We start from the raw sequence: 15,064 nt of genomic DNA on the forward strand, positions 1-15,064 counted from the left end.
GAGCGTTGCCCGGCTTTCAAATTGTCATGCATTACCTATTGTGCCCGGACGTCGATCATCCAATCGATTCCGTACTTGTCTTTGAGTGCACCGAAAATATCACCCCATACCTGCTTTTCCATCGGTACGGTAATCGTGCCGCCTTCGCTGAGCTGCGCGAATTTGTTGCGGAGATTGGCTTCGTCGAAACCGCTCAGTGAGAGTTGTATCTTATCGCCAGCCAATGGGCCGGGCTGGGGGCTGTCGCAACCCATAAAATCGATTTCTCCACCCATGAGCGAGGCGTGCATGATCTTGTCGCGCAACGCGGCAGGACAGCTGTCATCAACCTGCCCGAAGGTCATCATATTCAGCTCGCCGCCGAAAATGCCTTTGTAAAATTCCATCGCTTCGGCGCAATCGCCTTCGAACATCAGATAAGGGTGCAATACGGCCTTTTCCATAGAGTTTTGCAGTTAAGGTGGTTGTATTAGTGTACATAGCAAAGGTAACTGGCCCTCGGCAATGCCTGCGGGTGATAACAGGACAACCAAAGGGGGACAATGCGACATTGCCAATCCTTAAAGCTTTCTTAACTTGATGTTGCGGTACCAAACCGTGCTGCCCCAATCCTGCAAACCAATGCGTCCGTTATAATTGCCTTTGGCGATGGGTGCGGCTTTTAGGCCGCTGTTGGCGATGCGCTGTTTCCAGTCCGTGCCGTTAAGGTCGTGCTCCTGCACCATGAATTCATTCTGGTAGACAGTGAGTTTGCCTTTTTTTACAATGAAATGGATCTTGTTCCATTCCCCCTGTGGGTTACCTTCGCGCAGGCGGGCATTGGCAACACCGAAAAAGTCGCTGGCGCGGTGCGTATTTTCTTTGGCGCCTTCATAAATCTTATCGTCGATCACCTGCAATTCCAGCCCGGTATCGTGCATGTTTTTGTTGCCGGGAGATTCTTGTACAAAAAAGAAAATGCCGCTGTTAGCGTATTTGCTCACTTTCCATTCCGCTTTGAATTCGAAATCGCCATTCACGACATCATCGATCACAATGTCGCCGCCGTTTTTGGCTTTGTTACCTGCCCTTTCCGGTACATTTAGTTTGATGGCGCCATCCTCTATCAGCCAGGCCGAACCCGGAGCTTTACCGTTGTAGGCATGCCAGCCTTTGAGGTCCTTGCCGTCAAACAACAGTTTCCAACCTTCTTTCTTCTCGGCAGCCGTGAGGGTGTTGAGTGCTTGTGAGTACACGTTCAGGGAAAGCAGTGCAGCGACTGCGGTAACGAAAAAACGGGTCATAGGGGCAGATTTAAGTGTTTCCGGATGATTTGAGTTATGCAAAATACTGATAAATTTTCATGAAATTACCTTATTTTTGGGCATCCTAACTGACCTCTTAACTATGCGGCCTTATCTTTTCGGGCAAAAATGGCTGCTGGGTTTCGCCCTTGCACTGGTTTACATTCCGCTACGAACCTACATAAACGTCCCTCAGCAATATTGGTACACGATCCCGCGCAACCTGCCGCTTTTCGGGCTGGAAATCGTGATCAGTACTGTTTTTTATACGGCCTGGATCTATCTGATGGACTGGTTTTTAAGAAAACAGGCAGCACTCACCGGCGCCGACAAATCACCTGCATTCAGCATCCGCGACCAGCTCGTTACATTGATACCCGCCGTGTTGCTGGCCGTTTTGTTCAATATGATCCTGGTGCGTACCTGGGGCCTGATGAGCCAGTGGTGGAACCCATATCCCAGGCCCATGCTAGGAGAGCTACGCGCACGTGACCTCATGCATACGCGCTGGCGCGCAGGGCAGGCGCTCACGATCCTCGCACTCATTGCCGCCTATTATCTCTGTGTGAGCAACCAGGTGCAGGAAAAGATGAAAAAATTGCTTGTCAACTCCGAGCGGCTTGAAAAAGAGAACATGCATGCGCGTTTTCTGGCACTGAAAAACCAGGTCAGCCCACATTTTTTGTTCAACAACCTCAGTGTACTGTCATCGCTGGTGGAGTCCCGGCCGGAGCAGTCAGGTGAGTTTATACAGGAGCTGTCGGCAGCATACCGTTACATTCTGGAACAATCGGAGCTGGATAAGATTAGTTTGAAGGAGGAAATGAAGTTCCTGGATACCTATATGTATCTGCTGCGGACGCGTTTCAAGGAAAAGGTTATTCTCGATTCAAAGCTTTCATCTTCGGATCAGGAGCGTTATTCCATTATTCCGCTGACGTTGCAACTATTGGTAGAGAATGCAGTAAAGCATAATACGATGTCGTTACATCATCCATTGGTAATCAGTATTGGGATTGTTGATCAAATGCTCGTTGTCAGCAATCCTTTGCAATTGAGGCAACAAGACCAGTCCACGACGCGTCTTGGGTTAAAAAACATTGTCAGCCGCTATAAGCTATTGCAGGATAAGGATGTGGTGATCGAAAAGACTGCCACACATTTTACGGTGAAAATTCCATTATTATCATGAATGTACTGATTGTCGAGGACGAGGAGCTAAGTGCAGAACGTTTGCGAAACCTGATCCGCAATATCGACCCTACTATTCATGTGCTCGGCATTATTCCGTCGGTTTTTGAAACCATTGCCTATTTGCAAAACAGGGCCAATACGCAGCCTGATCTCATTTTCCTCGATATTCACCTCGAAGACGACAACGGGTTTAAAATCATCGAAAATCAGGACCCCATGATCCCGGTTATCTTCACGACCGCTTTCGACGATTACCTTCTCCGCGCATTCAGGGTAAACAGTGTCGACTATCTTCTCAAACCCATTAATCCGCTGGAATTACAGGCATCGCTCAACAAGTTCAGAAAGATCAGGACGAATGGCCTGCAACAACATGAGGAAGCCTCGCCGGAAAAATACAAAGACCGTTTTCTGGTCACTGCCGGCGCGCGGATATTTACATTTAAAACTGCTGAAATCGCCTATTTTACAATCGAAGAACGTGCTACATTTCTACGGCTGTTCGATGGCCGGCATTTTGCGGTGGAGTACAGCCTGGAAAAGCTCTCGCAAATGCTTGATCCCGCTGAGTTTTTCCGCATTAACCGCACCATGCTGCTGTCCCTTCACGCGATCCGGGAAATGCACGCGATATCGGCCGGAAAGCTGAAAATCGACCTGCATCCGGCTGCCGGGCAGGAAACTTATGTAAGCTCCGAGCGCATGACCGAGTTTAAAAACTGGCTGGGCAAATAACCTCTGGTTTACTTCTGCATTTAAAATTGCCGTTTCAGCCCTTGAAAACGGGCGTTCCGCGATTTGAATTTTCATTCCAAAATCTGGTTGGCCAAATTGAGCTCAAACAGCAGAAGGTTCGTGTTATGTCTGTAATTCAATTTAATGCCCACAAGAAGTACCATGTGCTTCAAAGTAAGACCCGCGTTTGGGAAACCCACAATGATCTGACCCCGCACTACCGCATCATATTCATCCGCAGCGGGGAGGGGCATTTTAGTCTTGATGGGAAATTGTATGATTATGCCGAGCAAGGCGTCATTCTGCTCTGCCCCGGCCAGCACCCCATATTTCAGGAAGACAGCAGCGCCAAGATCTTTCTTATCGCATTTGATACGTGGCTTTCCGAGGATTTTTTGCAGAAAAAGGAGTTCAGCCCCGATTTTGCCGATATTTACAAACAAGCCGAACACCTCTGCGACGGTGTGCGCCTTACCCAGGGCAAACCCTTGCAAAACGAGCGCGACGCTCAGACCATTACCTATTTAATTAATCAGATTCTTTTCGAAGTAACCCAGCAGCCGACCTCACATAACAAGCTGATCCGCGGTAGTATCGATCTGATCGTTACCATTCTGGCACGGAATAATTTCGAGAGTAAAAAAGTGGAAGAGGTGACATCACGGCAGCGCCTCGCCGGGGCTATTATCGATTATTTACGGCAGGAATTGCATCAGAACAGAACCATCCGCGTGCCCGAACTGCTGATGCGGTTCAATATCTCGGAAGACGTCGCCAATCTCTGTGTGCTCAACCAAACGGGTATGTCACTCCGGAACTTCATTTTTAAATATAAGGCGGACCTTTTTAAAAGCAGGATGCTGAAAGTCGATGTTTCAGAACTGACCGGTTATCTGTCCATTTAAAAGTCACTTGCCGGTTGAAGACCGAGACTGGCAGATGTAGTTTTGAACCCGCTGCCGCGACTTATTTTACGGAAGTATGTGCGCTGTCAATTTTCGGGTAAAATCCCGACCTTCGCAGCTGGTAATACACATACTCCCAAGAAGATACGTATGAGGCGATTCTCCATCCTGATCATCCTTTTTGCATTCATTTTCACGCCGGTTGCCGCCCAGCAGGAAGCGCCGCAGACGTCGCTGAACCATTATATCGAATTTTTGAGCGAATCGTCCGAACTGGTCATCCACCGGTTTAAAATGCTCGGCGATTATCAGGAGGACGTGAGCCGTTACCGGAAACGGCCGGACTATGGATTGCGTTTGCCGTCGTCGGGGCCATTGGAGGAATACTATTACAAGAAGGCACTAGGTGGCCTGGGAGTTGAAGCGGCAAAACGGAAACAGTTGAATGCGGGCCTGGAAAATGTATGGCAAGTGCTCATCAAGCTGGATGAAACCTGTAAAGCGCTGGAAACTTATGTGCGTCTGCGGGATTATGAACGCGATAATCTGAAAAAATCCGATGCGTTGGCAGCCGAAATGCAATCCCTTTTTGAACGCTATGCACACGACAAGAATGCATTGTACACCCAGATCAGGCAGATTTACGCTGGCATTCAAAATCGCGCGGCTACCGATCCCTATATCGTGACTGAAAACGCAATGGGCGAAGTGATTGCCGCCCAGCAGCGGTTGCTCGAAGCATTGCCTTACTATTTGGACGAAGAAACCAAAGCCGAATGGCCGGTGGCGCTCGTGCGACAAAGCATGCTGGACGACGAAAAGGCACTGGCAACAATCGGCAACACCGCTTCGCAGCTGCAATACCCGGCATCGGATATGGTCGGGACCTTCAAATCGGCGTTGGTTTCTATGCAGGATATCAAACGGCGGGCACTGGATGACCATAATTTCGCGGCCCAGCAGTCGGCACGGCATGGTAATGCAGTGTATTTGTCGCTTGTGGAGCAATTCAACCACGACATGCTGGAATTTTACAAGGCTTTCGTCGGGTATAGCAAGCCGGGACATTTGCTGCTGAATTATCCTTTTTTTAGCCCGGTAATGAAGGCGGAAAGTTCGGAAAAAGCTGCTGCAAGCGAAGGCACCAAGCCATTTCAGGATAAATCCTTCCACCCGTTGAACGTGAAAAAAGCAGCAGCTCCTGCCAGCGCGGCGACGATTAAAACTTTGAATCAATATATCGACTGGATCAACCAGTCGCTGCGGCAAATGCATTTGCTGCAAATGATCGTGCGCAATTACCAAAGCTCGGCGGAGTATTACCGCGATCCGGCAAAGGCACAAAAAAGAGCCAATCTCAGCTATTCGCACGAGGATTTCAAGTTGCCCTCTTCGGAATATGCATTGCTGTTGGGCGCCAGTACAGCCATTCCGGAGCCTTATCGGAAGTCTGTTACCGGTCAGGCAGGGGTTTTGATGGATGTTTTACAGGAAATGGATGGCCTTAGCATCGAACTGATCAGTTACACCGCTGAAAAGCGATATTTGCAAGACCGCCTCAAACGCTCCGACGCCATTCTGGACCGTTACCTGGTTCTTTTTGATATCCTGGATAAAAAGAAAGAGCAGCTCTATAACGATATCCGCCGCATTCACGAAAGCTATCCGAATGCAACTCCCCAAAGCTCATGGTACATTGCGGGTAATGCCATGCTTAAAACAATGGATAATGGCCACGACGTCATGTTTGGTATGCGCGACTATTTGAGAGGAGAAACCTCCAAATTACCGGAAACGACCAACCTCAGAACCGACAGTCGGCAGTTGATCGCCGATGAGTACAAAAACATGAAGGGGCTCCAACGCTACGGACGCAACAACGGGCTATGTCCGTACACGCCTTATGAGGATTTGGGAGGTAATGCGGGCCGTTTTGCTGAGAAAGTAGAGCAATACAAACCGGAGTCGTCGGGATTTGCGGCGCATCCTTACGAATCGTTTTACTACTTCTATAATAACGAGCTCGTTTATCAGTACAATAACTTTATAGAGCTATCGAAGGCTGGGCTTTTGAAGACGGTCAACCAGCCTGATGTTTTCGCATTCCGGCGCACTGCACCTCATAAGGAAACCGCACCACCGGTAAAAGCTCCGGAGCCACCGGTTGAAAAGCCGGCTGACAATGTTGCCGGCGTTCAGACAAATCATGCAGAAATCCCGGTGGTGCCGCAACCTCCCGCGCGGCAGGATGCGGCACCGCTCACAAATGGCGGCAAGCCGGGGCCCGAAGCAGCGGCAGCGCCCATTGCGCAGGCGAAGCGCGATACCGTGTATGTGGAACGCGTACGCGTGGATACGGTGTACGTAGACCGCAATGCACAGTTGCAGAACGTCACCCGCTCGCTCGACGGCTTCGCACCGAACAATATGGTGTTGCTGCTCGATGTTTCGTCGTCGATGAACTCGCCTTATAAATTGCCGTTGCTGAAACGCTCCATCAAATCGCTGCTCACATTGGTTCGGCCCGAGGACATGATTTCTATCGTGCTCTATTCGGGCAAGGCCAGGGTCGTGCTCAAACCGACTTCTGGCTCCAAGTCTGCCGAGATTTCAAGAATGATCGACCTGCTGCAATCCGACGGCGATACCGACGGCAACGAGGGCATTAAACTCGCTTACAAAACTGCCAACAAACAGTACATCCGCGCCGGTAACAACCGCATTGTACTGGCGACAGACGGCGAGTTTCCGGTTAGCAACGAGGTGGTTGACATGATACGTGAGAATGCCCGTCAGGATGTTTACCTCAGTGTTTTCACCTTCGGGCGCAACGAGCATACCGGCCAGAAGCTCAAAAAATTAAGTGAGCTAGGCATGGGCTCCTACGCACATGTGACCGATGCAAGCGCAGACCTGCAACTGATCCTGGAAGCCCAGGCGAAAAAGCTGGCGGGGAAATAGTACCGCGTCAGAGATCGGCGTAATGCTTCACGAAGCTGACCCAATCGGCGCCGAAAGGAACGAGAATGTATTTCCCCTCCGGGGTCACGAGCAGTTTGGTGGGGTAACCGGGTACTTTGTAGATTTTTTCGATTTGATTGTCCGACATCGCTACCGGGAAGGAAAACTTCTTTTCAGTCATGTAGCTTGTCACTTTGGCCTCGGTATCGCGGCAAGCGATGGTCATTAAAGTGATTTTGTCGGGATTCGTTTTGATGGTCGAATCGTAGAATTTCTGCATATCGGGATGCTCTGCACGGCAGGGACCGCACCATGTTCCCCAAAAATCGACCAATAACCATTTGCCTGTGCCGGCTTTGCTCGAAAACTTCGATTTGTCAAGCATGGATAGCGAAATAGGAGGGGCCAGTTTGGCATTCTGATTTACATTTTCCAACCAATATTTTCCAAAACCGGCCTCATTAGCTTTTGCTTTTACATAAGCCGCTTTGAGCTTTTCTTTATATTCCGGCTGCTGCAATGCGATTTTCAATAAAGTAGAAAGGACATCGTCCTGATCCGAGGCGTGGTTATTCAGGAATGTGAGGTAATCATCACGGAAAGAATCTTTCTCTTTTTGCATAATCAAATGCATATCGTAGAAATAACCTGACTTATGATTGTTGTCGGCCAGGTCGGGGCTATAATCGAATGCCTTTTTGAGGTACGCTTTCTTTTTATTAAAATCAGTTTCCTTTTCCGATTGAATGTAGTTTGCATAGGCATATAGGTACCTGAACCATGCACGCTCTTCTGATTTGAATCGATCAAGTGTTTCCAGAGCGGGTATCTGGCCTTTTTCAAGACGACTATATAAAACCTTAAAAAGTTTTTCTGATAGCAGTTTTAATTCTGGTATTGAACTGATCTTTCCATAAATCAACAACCCATATCGCCCGGCGCGGTTTGAATAAATATCCGAGGCCGACAATTCTTTCCCAATAAATCGCTCTGTCAAGCCGGCAAGTTTGGCATTGTCACCTGCCGCATCTTCGATATTTGAATAAAGAAAAAGTGTATGGGTGGTTTGCACAAGGACCTTGCTCGTGTCAGCTATGATCTTGATCAACAAGTTCCTGTTGAAATTGTGCACGCGAAGGCGTTCCCTGATCACCGCGCTGTCCATTCCGGGAGGAAACGTTCGATTGATCACCATCTGTGCATAATTGTTGTGTATGAGATCTTGCAGCAAATTGGTGGCCTTTGTATTCGAAGCTAACTTTTCGAGGCAGAATAATGCAGAGGTTTCGTTCAGATCTCTTTGGCTAAAATTGGTAAAGCGGTTGTAGTAATCACCCGGCGTATCGGCAAATGAGGCCTGTGCCATTGCATTTGACGATAGAAAATACGTAATCATTAAAATCCATGCGAATATTTTTAAACCGGTATTTTTCATAGCTGCTAATATGTTTAAAATGAAGGATTTGTTGTGCATGCGCGCATAATCAAATTACGTAATTAAATATCAAAACTGTTGCAGTTATATTATTAAAAGATGATTTATTGATAATAAATCAATTGCCATCCAAACAGATAAGTGGCCGGTCATGTAACAGGAAAGAAAACCGTTACCGAAGTTTTCTTTATTGGGACACAGATAGTTGAACCTGCACCAAACGCCTGCTCCCATGACAAATAAGCCACTTAGCAGGGAATTTTATTCCTTCATTATTTTCTTTTTGTCGATCCTCTGCATTATCTCGCTGATTCAGTCGGTGGCGCTCATCAGTATCGGGTCCTCGGTGATGGGCCTGCAATCTTCTGACAGCTGGATGTGGCTGGCCATTGCTGTAATGGTGATTACCAATGGGGCACTGATCCGCTATTTGCTGCATCATGGTTACTACCTGGCTGCGACAGCATGCGCGGTTTCGTGCGCGTCTGCCTTTTTTCATTATTTATTAATCCTCAACCGCGAATGGCGGGTTTTCTATCAAGAGCATTACCACGCTGTGGCATCTTTGATTTTTGGGACAGCTGTGCTTTGGGGACTAAGCCTGGTATTCACCAAAGCCGGAGAGAAAAGATGGTTGCTGCTCAGCGGTGTTCTGACAGTGATCTTCTCACTTTTCCTTGCAGTCTTATTTTTTCTCTATTTCGAGGCGGGCGAAGGAAGCACAAAACTGATGATCGACAAAATAAGCAGGTGGGTCACACTTTTTTCGCTGATTGCCCCATTTTGCCTGTTGATTCATTTCCGGCTGGAAGAAAAACGGTTGCCGATTACGGACAATGCGCCCGCTCAAACAATCCCCGCACTGCTGAAACTGGCGGCATTTGTCGGCTTGTTGTTTTTAGGTTTTAATTTTTCGGTTGAAGCACTGAGCCGGAGTAGGCCCTATAAGCCCTCGACTACCGAACTGCGCCGTTCGCAGCTCGTGGACGCCTATCATTTTGTAGATAAAAGCGGCGATTCGCTGCCTTATCGTTTGCTCAAACCGTTCGATTATGATTCAACCAAACGATATCCGCTGATTGTGTGCCTGCATCACGGTGGGGCGCACGGGAACGATAATATTCAGCAACTATCGGCGGATCCTGCGCCTTTTCTGATGGAACCAGGCAACAGGGCGAAGTATCCGTCTTTCATATTTATGCCGCAGAGCCCGCAGGGGATCGGTTTTAGCGGTGCATATGGGAATGCAAGCGTGGATTCGCTCGTTTTCAGGACGATCCGGCAGTTACAAAGCCGGTTACCGATCGACCATAAACGCATTTATGTTCTGGGTATTTCCGGTGGTGGCTATGGCTCCTGGCACTTTATCAGCGCCCATCCTGAAATCTTCGCCGCTGCTATCCCCATTTGCGGAGGCGGCGATCCTAAATACGGGCCGAAGCTCGTTAATGTGCCGGTATGGGCGTTTCACGGCGCCCGCGACAAACTGGCACCGGTAGCGCATTCGCGCGATATGATTAATGCGATCCGCAAAGCGGGCGGTAAGCCAAAGTACACCGAATACGAGTACGCCGGGCATGGGATATGGGATAATGTCAAGCGGGAAAACATCATGGAGTGGATGTTTGCCCAGCATAAGGATTGATATAAGCAGGCAGCGCGTGAGGCTGTTGTTGTAAATCGCCCTCGCGTTTACTTTTGGTCAGTTTTATTTTTAGCATCACGTGGTAATCCCCGGCCTCATCAAGGACAGCCAGTTCATAGCCCGGGTATAATGCGTCGAGCCTTTTTCTGACATTCACCAGGCCAATTCCGCCGGTTTGGTGCGGTGCGTTCGGCGTTTTCTGGTTGCCGATGATTAAAGTTAATGTTTCGCCTTCCAAACCGATTTCCAGTTTTACCCACGATTTCCGGGTCGTGTTATGCACGCCGTGTTTGAAAGCATTCTCTATAAAAGTGATGAGTATGAACGGCGCAATTTGCAAGGCTTCATCGATCTGTGCAGGGAAGTTGGCTTCCATTTGCAATCTTTTAGCCGTCCGCAACTGTTCCAGGCCAATGTAGTCGCGGATAAATGCCAGCTCCTTTTGCAAGGGTACCAGCGGGCCGGCAGTCTCGTATAATGAGTACCGCATCATGGCCGAGAGCTGGTCTATGATGCGGGCTGCACGCGGATTGTCCTCTTCCGTGAGCGCATAAACGCTATTCAATACATTAAAAAGGAAATGCGGGTTGATCTGGCTTTTTAGAAAATCCAGTTCAAGGCGGGTGTATTGCTTTTCTAGATCGAGGTTTCGCTTTTGACGCCGGTAAATCTCTATCAATAAACGAGCTGCCAGCGGGTAGAATGCCCTTTCAATGATAAACAGCAAATGGAAAAAGGTGGCTGGATGGAACAGTGCCCTCCAGAACGGGAATTTTTCAAAATGGTTAATGGAACCTGAGTAGTCGTCGGGAAGGCCGAAGTAATGTTTTACAGTGTAGGAAGCATAGTAATAGCAGGTAAAAAGCACGAAGTAATAAACCGCCAGGCCCGGTACGAGCATGAGCGGCTTTCGCGCATAGTGCTTCACCAGGTACACCAGCATATAGTATTGCAGGATAACGCAAAGCGAATCGCGCAATATGGGCCCTGCATAGGTCTTGAATGGGAAATCAAGCGGCGCTGCCGGATACAGGAACCAGGGAATGTAAGCGGAAAATATCAGTAAAAATATCCCGATGATCAGCAGGCCATGGAATGCGATGCGTGTAAAGTCCCGATAGCGGGTTTCGTCGGCGATTAGAGCAAGGAGGCGTTGTGCCATAAGTAAATTTTTGAATACCAAGGTAAAAGACAGGTTTTCAAAACTATTTGTTGCCTTGTTTCGATAAACATGCGGCAATTTTCGATGAGTGTGAAAAACACGTTTTATCGAAAATTGAAACGTGTTCATCGAACTAATTTAACGGCCGGGTTGTGGCCGGATAACTTTGCTGTTGCATTTGAGTAGAAATAAACAGCAAAGTCCCGCGGCAATGTCAGGTATTGGCAAGCATCTTTTTCATCAGGTTCCGGACTTCATCCCGATAGTTGGGGCCGATCAGCAGCTCCTTTCCGGAAGCGAGGTGGAGTATGTTACCCTCCATGCTTCTTATCAGCCGAAGCTGGACGATATGCGACCGATGAACGCGGATGAAAAGCCCTGCGGGCAATATTTCGAGCAGTTTTTTGATGGTCAGATGGGTAACAATTTGGCGGTCTGGCAGAAAAACACGCAGATAATCACTTAATGCTTCTACGTACTCGATTTCGGAGAAAAGTACTTGTTCAATTCTTTTGTCGGTTTTGAAATAAGTAAAACCGGGACCTGCGGCAGATTGCCCTTGTAGAATGGCGGCCGGAGCGATCACATTTTCCGGAACATGGGCTGTCGCCGGGAACCGTTCACGAATACGCCCGATTGCTTTCAGGAAACGGTCAAATGTGATGGGTTTCAGCAGATAGTCGGCCACGCCGAGCTCAAAACCGTCGAGGGCGTGGTGTGGGTTGGCCGTTGTCATGATAACAACTGGGTGCGGCGCCGGCAATGCTTTGAGAAACTCGATGCCGTTCATTTCGGGCATATTAATGTCCAGAAAAATAATATGCGGTGCCAAAGCCGGCAACTGAGTGAAGGCGGCGATCGCGTCGTCGAAAGTACCGGCCAGTTCCAGGAAGCTAATGCGACCGACATATTTTTCGAGCAGTTCCTGCGCCAGCGGCTCATCCTCAATAATGGCACAGCGAAGTGTGGTGGGCATACAAAATCAGATTTGTGACGTTCTCACGGCGGGAAGTAAGGGTATGAAAGTAGCAAACCTTTTTATATAAATCAAAAACAGTTACATCGTCCCGACTTTATGAAACCTGCCTTTCTTTTAAAAATTAGCCTCCTTGGATTGTTGTGCCAAATGAACCAGGCGGTCGCGCAACCGGACAAAACGCTGTCGAAACCCCTGAATATGGAATGCGGTTGCCAGGAAACATTGGATCAAACGATCGACAAGGTAACGCGCATTTACGCAGGTTTTGACGACAAAGTAACCACAAACTCACGGCCAGCTTATGACAAACTCGTCAAAGACGTTCGCAACCGCGCGCCGAAGGCCAAAACCGAAGGACAATGCCTCAAAATCCTGCAAGAATATACCCGTTTCTTCAAGGACAGCCACGTTTTCATCATCTGGCAGGGTTGGAGGAAAAAAGGGATGAGCGCCATGGAGGCAAATGCCTCGCGGACCGATCTCGTAGATTTCAGACAGCTTAATAATGATTTCCTATATCTTAAACTGGCCGCCTTCGATCAGCGCGAGGTCCGTAAAATAGACAGCATCCTGATCGCGAACAAGACATTGCTGGCAAGAACACCGTATCTGATCTTCGACCTGAGAGGTAACGGCGGCGGCAATGCCAGCACGTCCGACGAAATGGCTAAGCTGATTTATACGAACGCCATTACCTATCCGTCGTGGGATTACCGGTCGAGTGAGGAATACATCAACGCTGCGGAAAAGTATCTCAAATCGCAAAAGGACACCACTGACCCTTATTATGCGAGAAGTCGGCGACTTTTAAAGGCAATCAAAAATAGCCCGGGTAAGCTGGTGAACGATGGTGAGGATTTGCAACGGACTTACGACATTGATCCAAAGGCCTATCCGCAGCACATTGCATTTTTGGTAGATAAAGGCTGCGGCAGCGCGACTGAATTCTTTATTTATGAGGGCAAACAGAGCAAAAAAGTGACGCTTTTTGGTACCAATTCACACGGTGTCATGGATTATGGCTCGGATCAGAACTTTGACCTTTGCGACGGCACATTCAACCTGGCCGTGCCCTGGGGTCGCAATGGGTGGGTAAGGGAGTTCCGGATCGATAATGTGGGCTTCGCGCCCGATGTGCACATTCCCGCTAGCGAGAAGGATTGGGTCGCTTTTGTGCAGCGGTATTATGTCAAAAGGGATAAGGCAGGAAAGTAATTGGAGCTGCTTAAATAGAAAAAGGCCGGTCCGCATTTTCGGAAACCGGCCTTTCGTCATTACAACTGTACATTATGCGCCTTGCTGCGCAGGGAAGTTGATCATCCAGTTTACACCGTATTTATCCCGGAATGCGCCGAAGTAGTCACCCCAGAATTGATCTTCCATCGGCATCTCGATGGTACCGCCCACTGAAAGGCCATTGAAATACTGATCGGCTTGCTCACGGCTGTCGGCGAAAATCGAAATGTAGTTATTGTTGCCCACAGCCAGGGTATGGCCCATAGAAGGCATAATGTCGGAGGCCATCAGCAACTCGTCGCCCACGGGTAATGAGATATGCATGATCCGGTTTTTCTCATTTTCGGGCAGGTTTTCCGAGCCGGGAGTGCCGTCCATTCTGTGAACGCCCTGAAATTCTCCGCCGAAAACAGATTTGTAGAAATTGAAAGCCTCCTCCGCAGTTCCGTCGAAGTTGAGGTAAGGATTGATTTTAGGCATAGCTAAAAGATTTTAAAAGGTGATTGGACTTGTTTTTAGATTGTTGACTGATGCAAAAGTATCGCCTTGCACGATCATGCATGCTCCCTAAAAAGGACATTCACAGGGGGCGGGTGCGACAAATTGATACTCTTTTCCGAGACTTCAAAATTAACAAATAAATATTGTGCAAGTAAATACTTGCATATATATTTGCAAGCAAATACTTGCATGTTATGAGAGCACGAAGAGACGTATATCAGGCCATTGCCGATCCCACCCGCCGGGCGATCATAGGTATGCTGGCCGAGCATCCCCAGAATGTGAATGCGATTGCCGAGCGTTTCGATGTGACTCGCCAGGCCATTTCCCTCCACGTTAAAATCCTGAGCGATTGCGGGCTGATTTTTATCCGGAAGGAGGGCCGGGACCATATTTGCGAAGCCCGACTCGACAGCCTCAGCGAGGTGTCGGTGTGGGTGGAACAGTACAAAAAGCATTGGGAAAGCAAACTGGATTCATTGGAAAACTATTTGGAACAACTAAAAAAAGAGCGATATGGAAAATGAAAAAGGCAGCACTCACGACCGCGAGCTGATCATTACCCGCAAACTGAAAGCGCCGGTGGAACTGGTGTGGGAAGTGTGGACGCAGCCCGAGCACATTGCCAAATGGTGGGGGCCGAATGGGTTTACCAACACGATTACAACCATGGATATGGTTCCCGGCGGGGTTTGGGAGCTCGTCATGCACGGCCCCGACGGTAAAGATTACCAGAACAGAAGTATATTTAAGGAGGTGATCCCCTTAAAGAAGATTGTATATCAGCATTTTGCGCCCAATTTCGTGACTACCGTAGAGTTTGAAGCGCAGGGTGAGGAGACGTTCCTTCGCTGGCATATGCTTTTCGAATCGGCGGAACAGATGATCCGGATCGTGAAATCAAATAATGCGGCCGAAGGTTTGAAGCAGAATGTCGAGAAGCTTTCGGTGTATCTGGAAGGTCGTAAAATAGGTCGGCAATCATGAAGGCGCTGGCCGTAGCATTGCTGGTTGCAATGCTGAATTTA

At 48.6% G+C, this 15,064-nt stretch carries 14 protein-coding genes; 8 read left to right on the top strand and 6 right to left on the bottom strand.

Features of this window, described 5'->3' with window-relative positions:
• Window positions 1-35 precede the first annotated feature (35 nt).
• Together AAHB90_RS31490 and AAHB90_RS31495 are read right to left on the bottom strand one after the other, a co-directional pair.
• The gene (locus tag AAHB90_RS31490; protein ID WP_342089309.1) at window positions 36-443 is read right to left on the bottom strand and encodes a VOC family protein; all 408 of its coding nucleotides are present in this window, start codon (window positions 441-443) and stop codon (window positions 36-38) included.
• A 117-nt stretch (window positions 444-560) separates the two neighbouring features.
• Window positions 561-1,283 carry a 3-keto-disaccharide hydrolase gene (locus AAHB90_RS31495; protein WP_342089310.1) on the bottom strand — a complete coding sequence of 241 codons (723 nt, stop codon included), beginning with the start codon at window positions 1,281-1,283 and terminating at the stop codon, window positions 561-563.
• A 103-nt stretch (window positions 1,284-1,386) separates the two neighbouring features.
• Between AAHB90_RS31495 and AAHB90_RS31500 the strand changes: the two genes are divergently transcribed.
• The 4 genes from AAHB90_RS31500 to AAHB90_RS31515 all read left to right on the top strand — a co-directional run bounded on the left by AAHB90_RS31500 (window position 1,387) and on the right by AAHB90_RS31515 (window position 7,078).
• Window positions 1,387-2,475 (top strand): sensor histidine kinase, encoded by a 1,089-nt coding sequence (locus tag AAHB90_RS31500; RefSeq protein ID WP_342089311.1) that lies wholly within the window; start codon window positions 1,387-1,389, stop codon window positions 2,473-2,475.
• Window positions 2,472-3,212 (top strand): LytR/AlgR family response regulator transcription factor, encoded by a 741-nt coding sequence (locus AAHB90_RS31505; RefSeq protein WP_342089312.1) that lies wholly within the window; start codon window positions 2,472-2,474, stop codon window positions 3,210-3,212. Before AAHB90_RS31500 ends, AAHB90_RS31505 begins: the two co-directional genes overlap by 4 nt.
• A 125-nt stretch (window positions 3,213-3,337) precedes the next feature.
• Entirely contained in the window at window positions 3,338-4,117 is a 780-nt protein-coding gene (locus AAHB90_RS31510) for a hypothetical protein (protein ID WP_342089313.1), read from the top strand.
• 150 nt (window positions 4,118-4,267) lie between these two features.
• Complete coding sequence (locus AAHB90_RS31515) at window positions 4,268-7,078, top strand: vWA domain-containing protein (RefSeq protein ID WP_342089314.1); 2,811 nt, start codon at window positions 4,268-4,270, stop codon at window positions 7,076-7,078.
• A 7-nt stretch (window positions 7,079-7,085) separates the two neighbouring features.
• Here AAHB90_RS31515 and AAHB90_RS31520 read toward each other — a convergent pair whose 3' ends face one another.
• Complete coding sequence (locus AAHB90_RS31520; protein WP_342089315.1) at window positions 7,086-8,513, bottom strand: TlpA family protein disulfide reductase; 1,428 nt, start codon at window positions 8,511-8,513, stop codon at window positions 7,086-7,088.
• Window positions 8,514-8,745: 232 nt separating this feature from the next.
• Between AAHB90_RS31520 and AAHB90_RS31525 the strand changes: the two genes are divergently transcribed.
• Complete coding sequence (locus tag AAHB90_RS31525) at window positions 8,746-10,158, top strand: carboxylesterase family protein (RefSeq protein ID WP_342089316.1); 1,413 nt, start codon at window positions 8,746-8,748, stop codon at window positions 10,156-10,158.
• On the opposite strand, the gene AAHB90_RS31530 is transcribed toward AAHB90_RS31525, so the two are convergent.
• Window positions 10,124-11,320, bottom strand: coding sequence for a sensor histidine kinase (locus tag AAHB90_RS31530; protein ID WP_342089317.1), 1,197 nt, complete (start codon window positions 11,318-11,320; stop codon window positions 10,124-10,126). The two genes, AAHB90_RS31525 and AAHB90_RS31530, sit on opposite strands and share 35 nt — an antisense overlap.
• Before the next feature lie 214 nt (window positions 11,321-11,534).
• Complete coding sequence (locus tag AAHB90_RS31535) at window positions 11,535-12,296, bottom strand: LytR/AlgR family response regulator transcription factor (protein WP_342089318.1); 762 nt, start codon at window positions 12,294-12,296, stop codon at window positions 11,535-11,537.
• Between the two features lie 150 nt (window positions 12,297-12,446).
• Between AAHB90_RS31535 and AAHB90_RS31540 the strand changes: the two genes are divergently transcribed.
• Window positions 12,447-13,514 carry a S41 family peptidase gene (locus AAHB90_RS31540; protein ID WP_342089319.1) on the top strand — a complete coding sequence of 356 codons (1,068 nt, stop codon included), beginning with the start codon at window positions 12,447-12,449 and terminating at the stop codon, window positions 13,512-13,514.
• 72 nt (window positions 13,515-13,586) lie between these two features.
• On the opposite strand, the gene AAHB90_RS31545 is transcribed toward AAHB90_RS31540, so the two are convergent.
• Window positions 13,587-14,015, bottom strand: a complete 429-nt coding sequence (locus AAHB90_RS31545) for a VOC family protein (protein WP_342089320.1) — start codon at window positions 14,013-14,015, stop codon at window positions 13,587-13,589.
• A gap of 215 nt (window positions 14,016-14,230) precedes the next feature.
• Here AAHB90_RS31545 and AAHB90_RS31550 point away from each other — a divergent pair, with 215 nt between their 5' ends.
• Entirely contained in the window at window positions 14,231-14,563 is a 333-nt protein-coding gene (locus AAHB90_RS31550) for an ArsR/SmtB family transcription factor (RefSeq protein WP_342089321.1), read from the top strand.
• Window positions 14,553-15,023, top strand: a complete 471-nt coding sequence (locus AAHB90_RS31555) for an SRPBCC domain-containing protein (protein ID WP_342089322.1) — start codon at window positions 14,553-14,555, stop codon at window positions 15,021-15,023. Before AAHB90_RS31550 ends, AAHB90_RS31555 begins: the two co-directional genes overlap by 11 nt.
• The last annotated feature ends 41 nt before the right edge of the window (window positions 15,024-15,064 follow it).

Origin of the sequence: Dyadobacter sp. OTU695 (genome assembly GCF_038440355.1) — a bacterium.
Taxonomy (GTDB): domain Bacteria; phylum Bacteroidota; class Bacteroidia; order Cytophagales; family Spirosomataceae; genus Dyadobacter.

Bases quoted from the DNA above. Each gene is read 5' to 3' on its own strand.
- AAHB90_RS31525 (WP_342089316.1), top strand. From the start codon at position 8,746: ATGACAAATAAGCCACTTAGCAGGGAATTTTATTCCTTCATTATTTTC.
- AAHB90_RS31555 (WP_342089322.1), top strand. From the start codon at position 14,553: ATGGAAAATGAAAAAGGCAGCACTCACGACCGCGAGCTGATCATTACC.
- AAHB90_RS31535 (WP_342089318.1), bottom strand. From the start codon at position 12,296: ATGCCCACCACACTTCGCTGTGCCATTATTGAGGATGAGCCGCTGGCG.
- AAHB90_RS31540 (WP_342089319.1), top strand. From the start codon at position 12,447: ATGAACCAGGCGGTCGCGCAACCGGACAAAACGCTGTCGAAACCCCTG.
- AAHB90_RS31530 (WP_342089317.1), bottom strand. From the start codon at position 11,320: ATGGCACAACGCCTCCTTGCTCTAATCGCCGACGAAACCCGCTATCGG.
- AAHB90_RS31505 (WP_342089312.1), top strand. From the start codon at position 2,472: ATGAATGTACTGATTGTCGAGGACGAGGAGCTAAGTGCAGAACGTTTG.
- AAHB90_RS31520 (WP_342089315.1), bottom strand. From the start codon at position 8,513: ATGAAAAATACCGGTTTAAAAATATTCGCATGGATTTTAATGATTACG.
- AAHB90_RS31510 (WP_342089313.1), top strand. From the start codon at position 3,338: ATGTCTGTAATTCAATTTAATGCCCACAAGAAGTACCATGTGCTTCAA.
- AAHB90_RS31550 (WP_342089321.1), top strand. From the start codon at position 14,231: ATGAGAGCACGAAGAGACGTATATCAGGCCATTGCCGATCCCACCCGC.
- AAHB90_RS31490 (WP_342089309.1), bottom strand. From the start codon at position 443: ATGGAAAAGGCCGTATTGCACCCTTATCTGATGTTCGAAGGCGATTGC.
- AAHB90_RS31500 (WP_342089311.1), top strand. From the start codon at position 1,387: ATGCGGCCTTATCTTTTCGGGCAAAAATGGCTGCTGGGTTTCGCCCTT.
- AAHB90_RS31545 (WP_342089320.1), bottom strand. From the start codon at position 14,015: ATGCCTAAAATCAATCCTTACCTCAACTTCGACGGAACTGCGGAGGAG.
- AAHB90_RS31515 (WP_342089314.1), top strand. From the start codon at position 4,268: ATGAGGCGATTCTCCATCCTGATCATCCTTTTTGCATTCATTTTCACG.
- AAHB90_RS31495 (WP_342089310.1), bottom strand. From the start codon at position 1,283: ATGACCCGTTTTTTCGTTACCGCAGTCGCTGCACTGCTTTCCCTGAAC.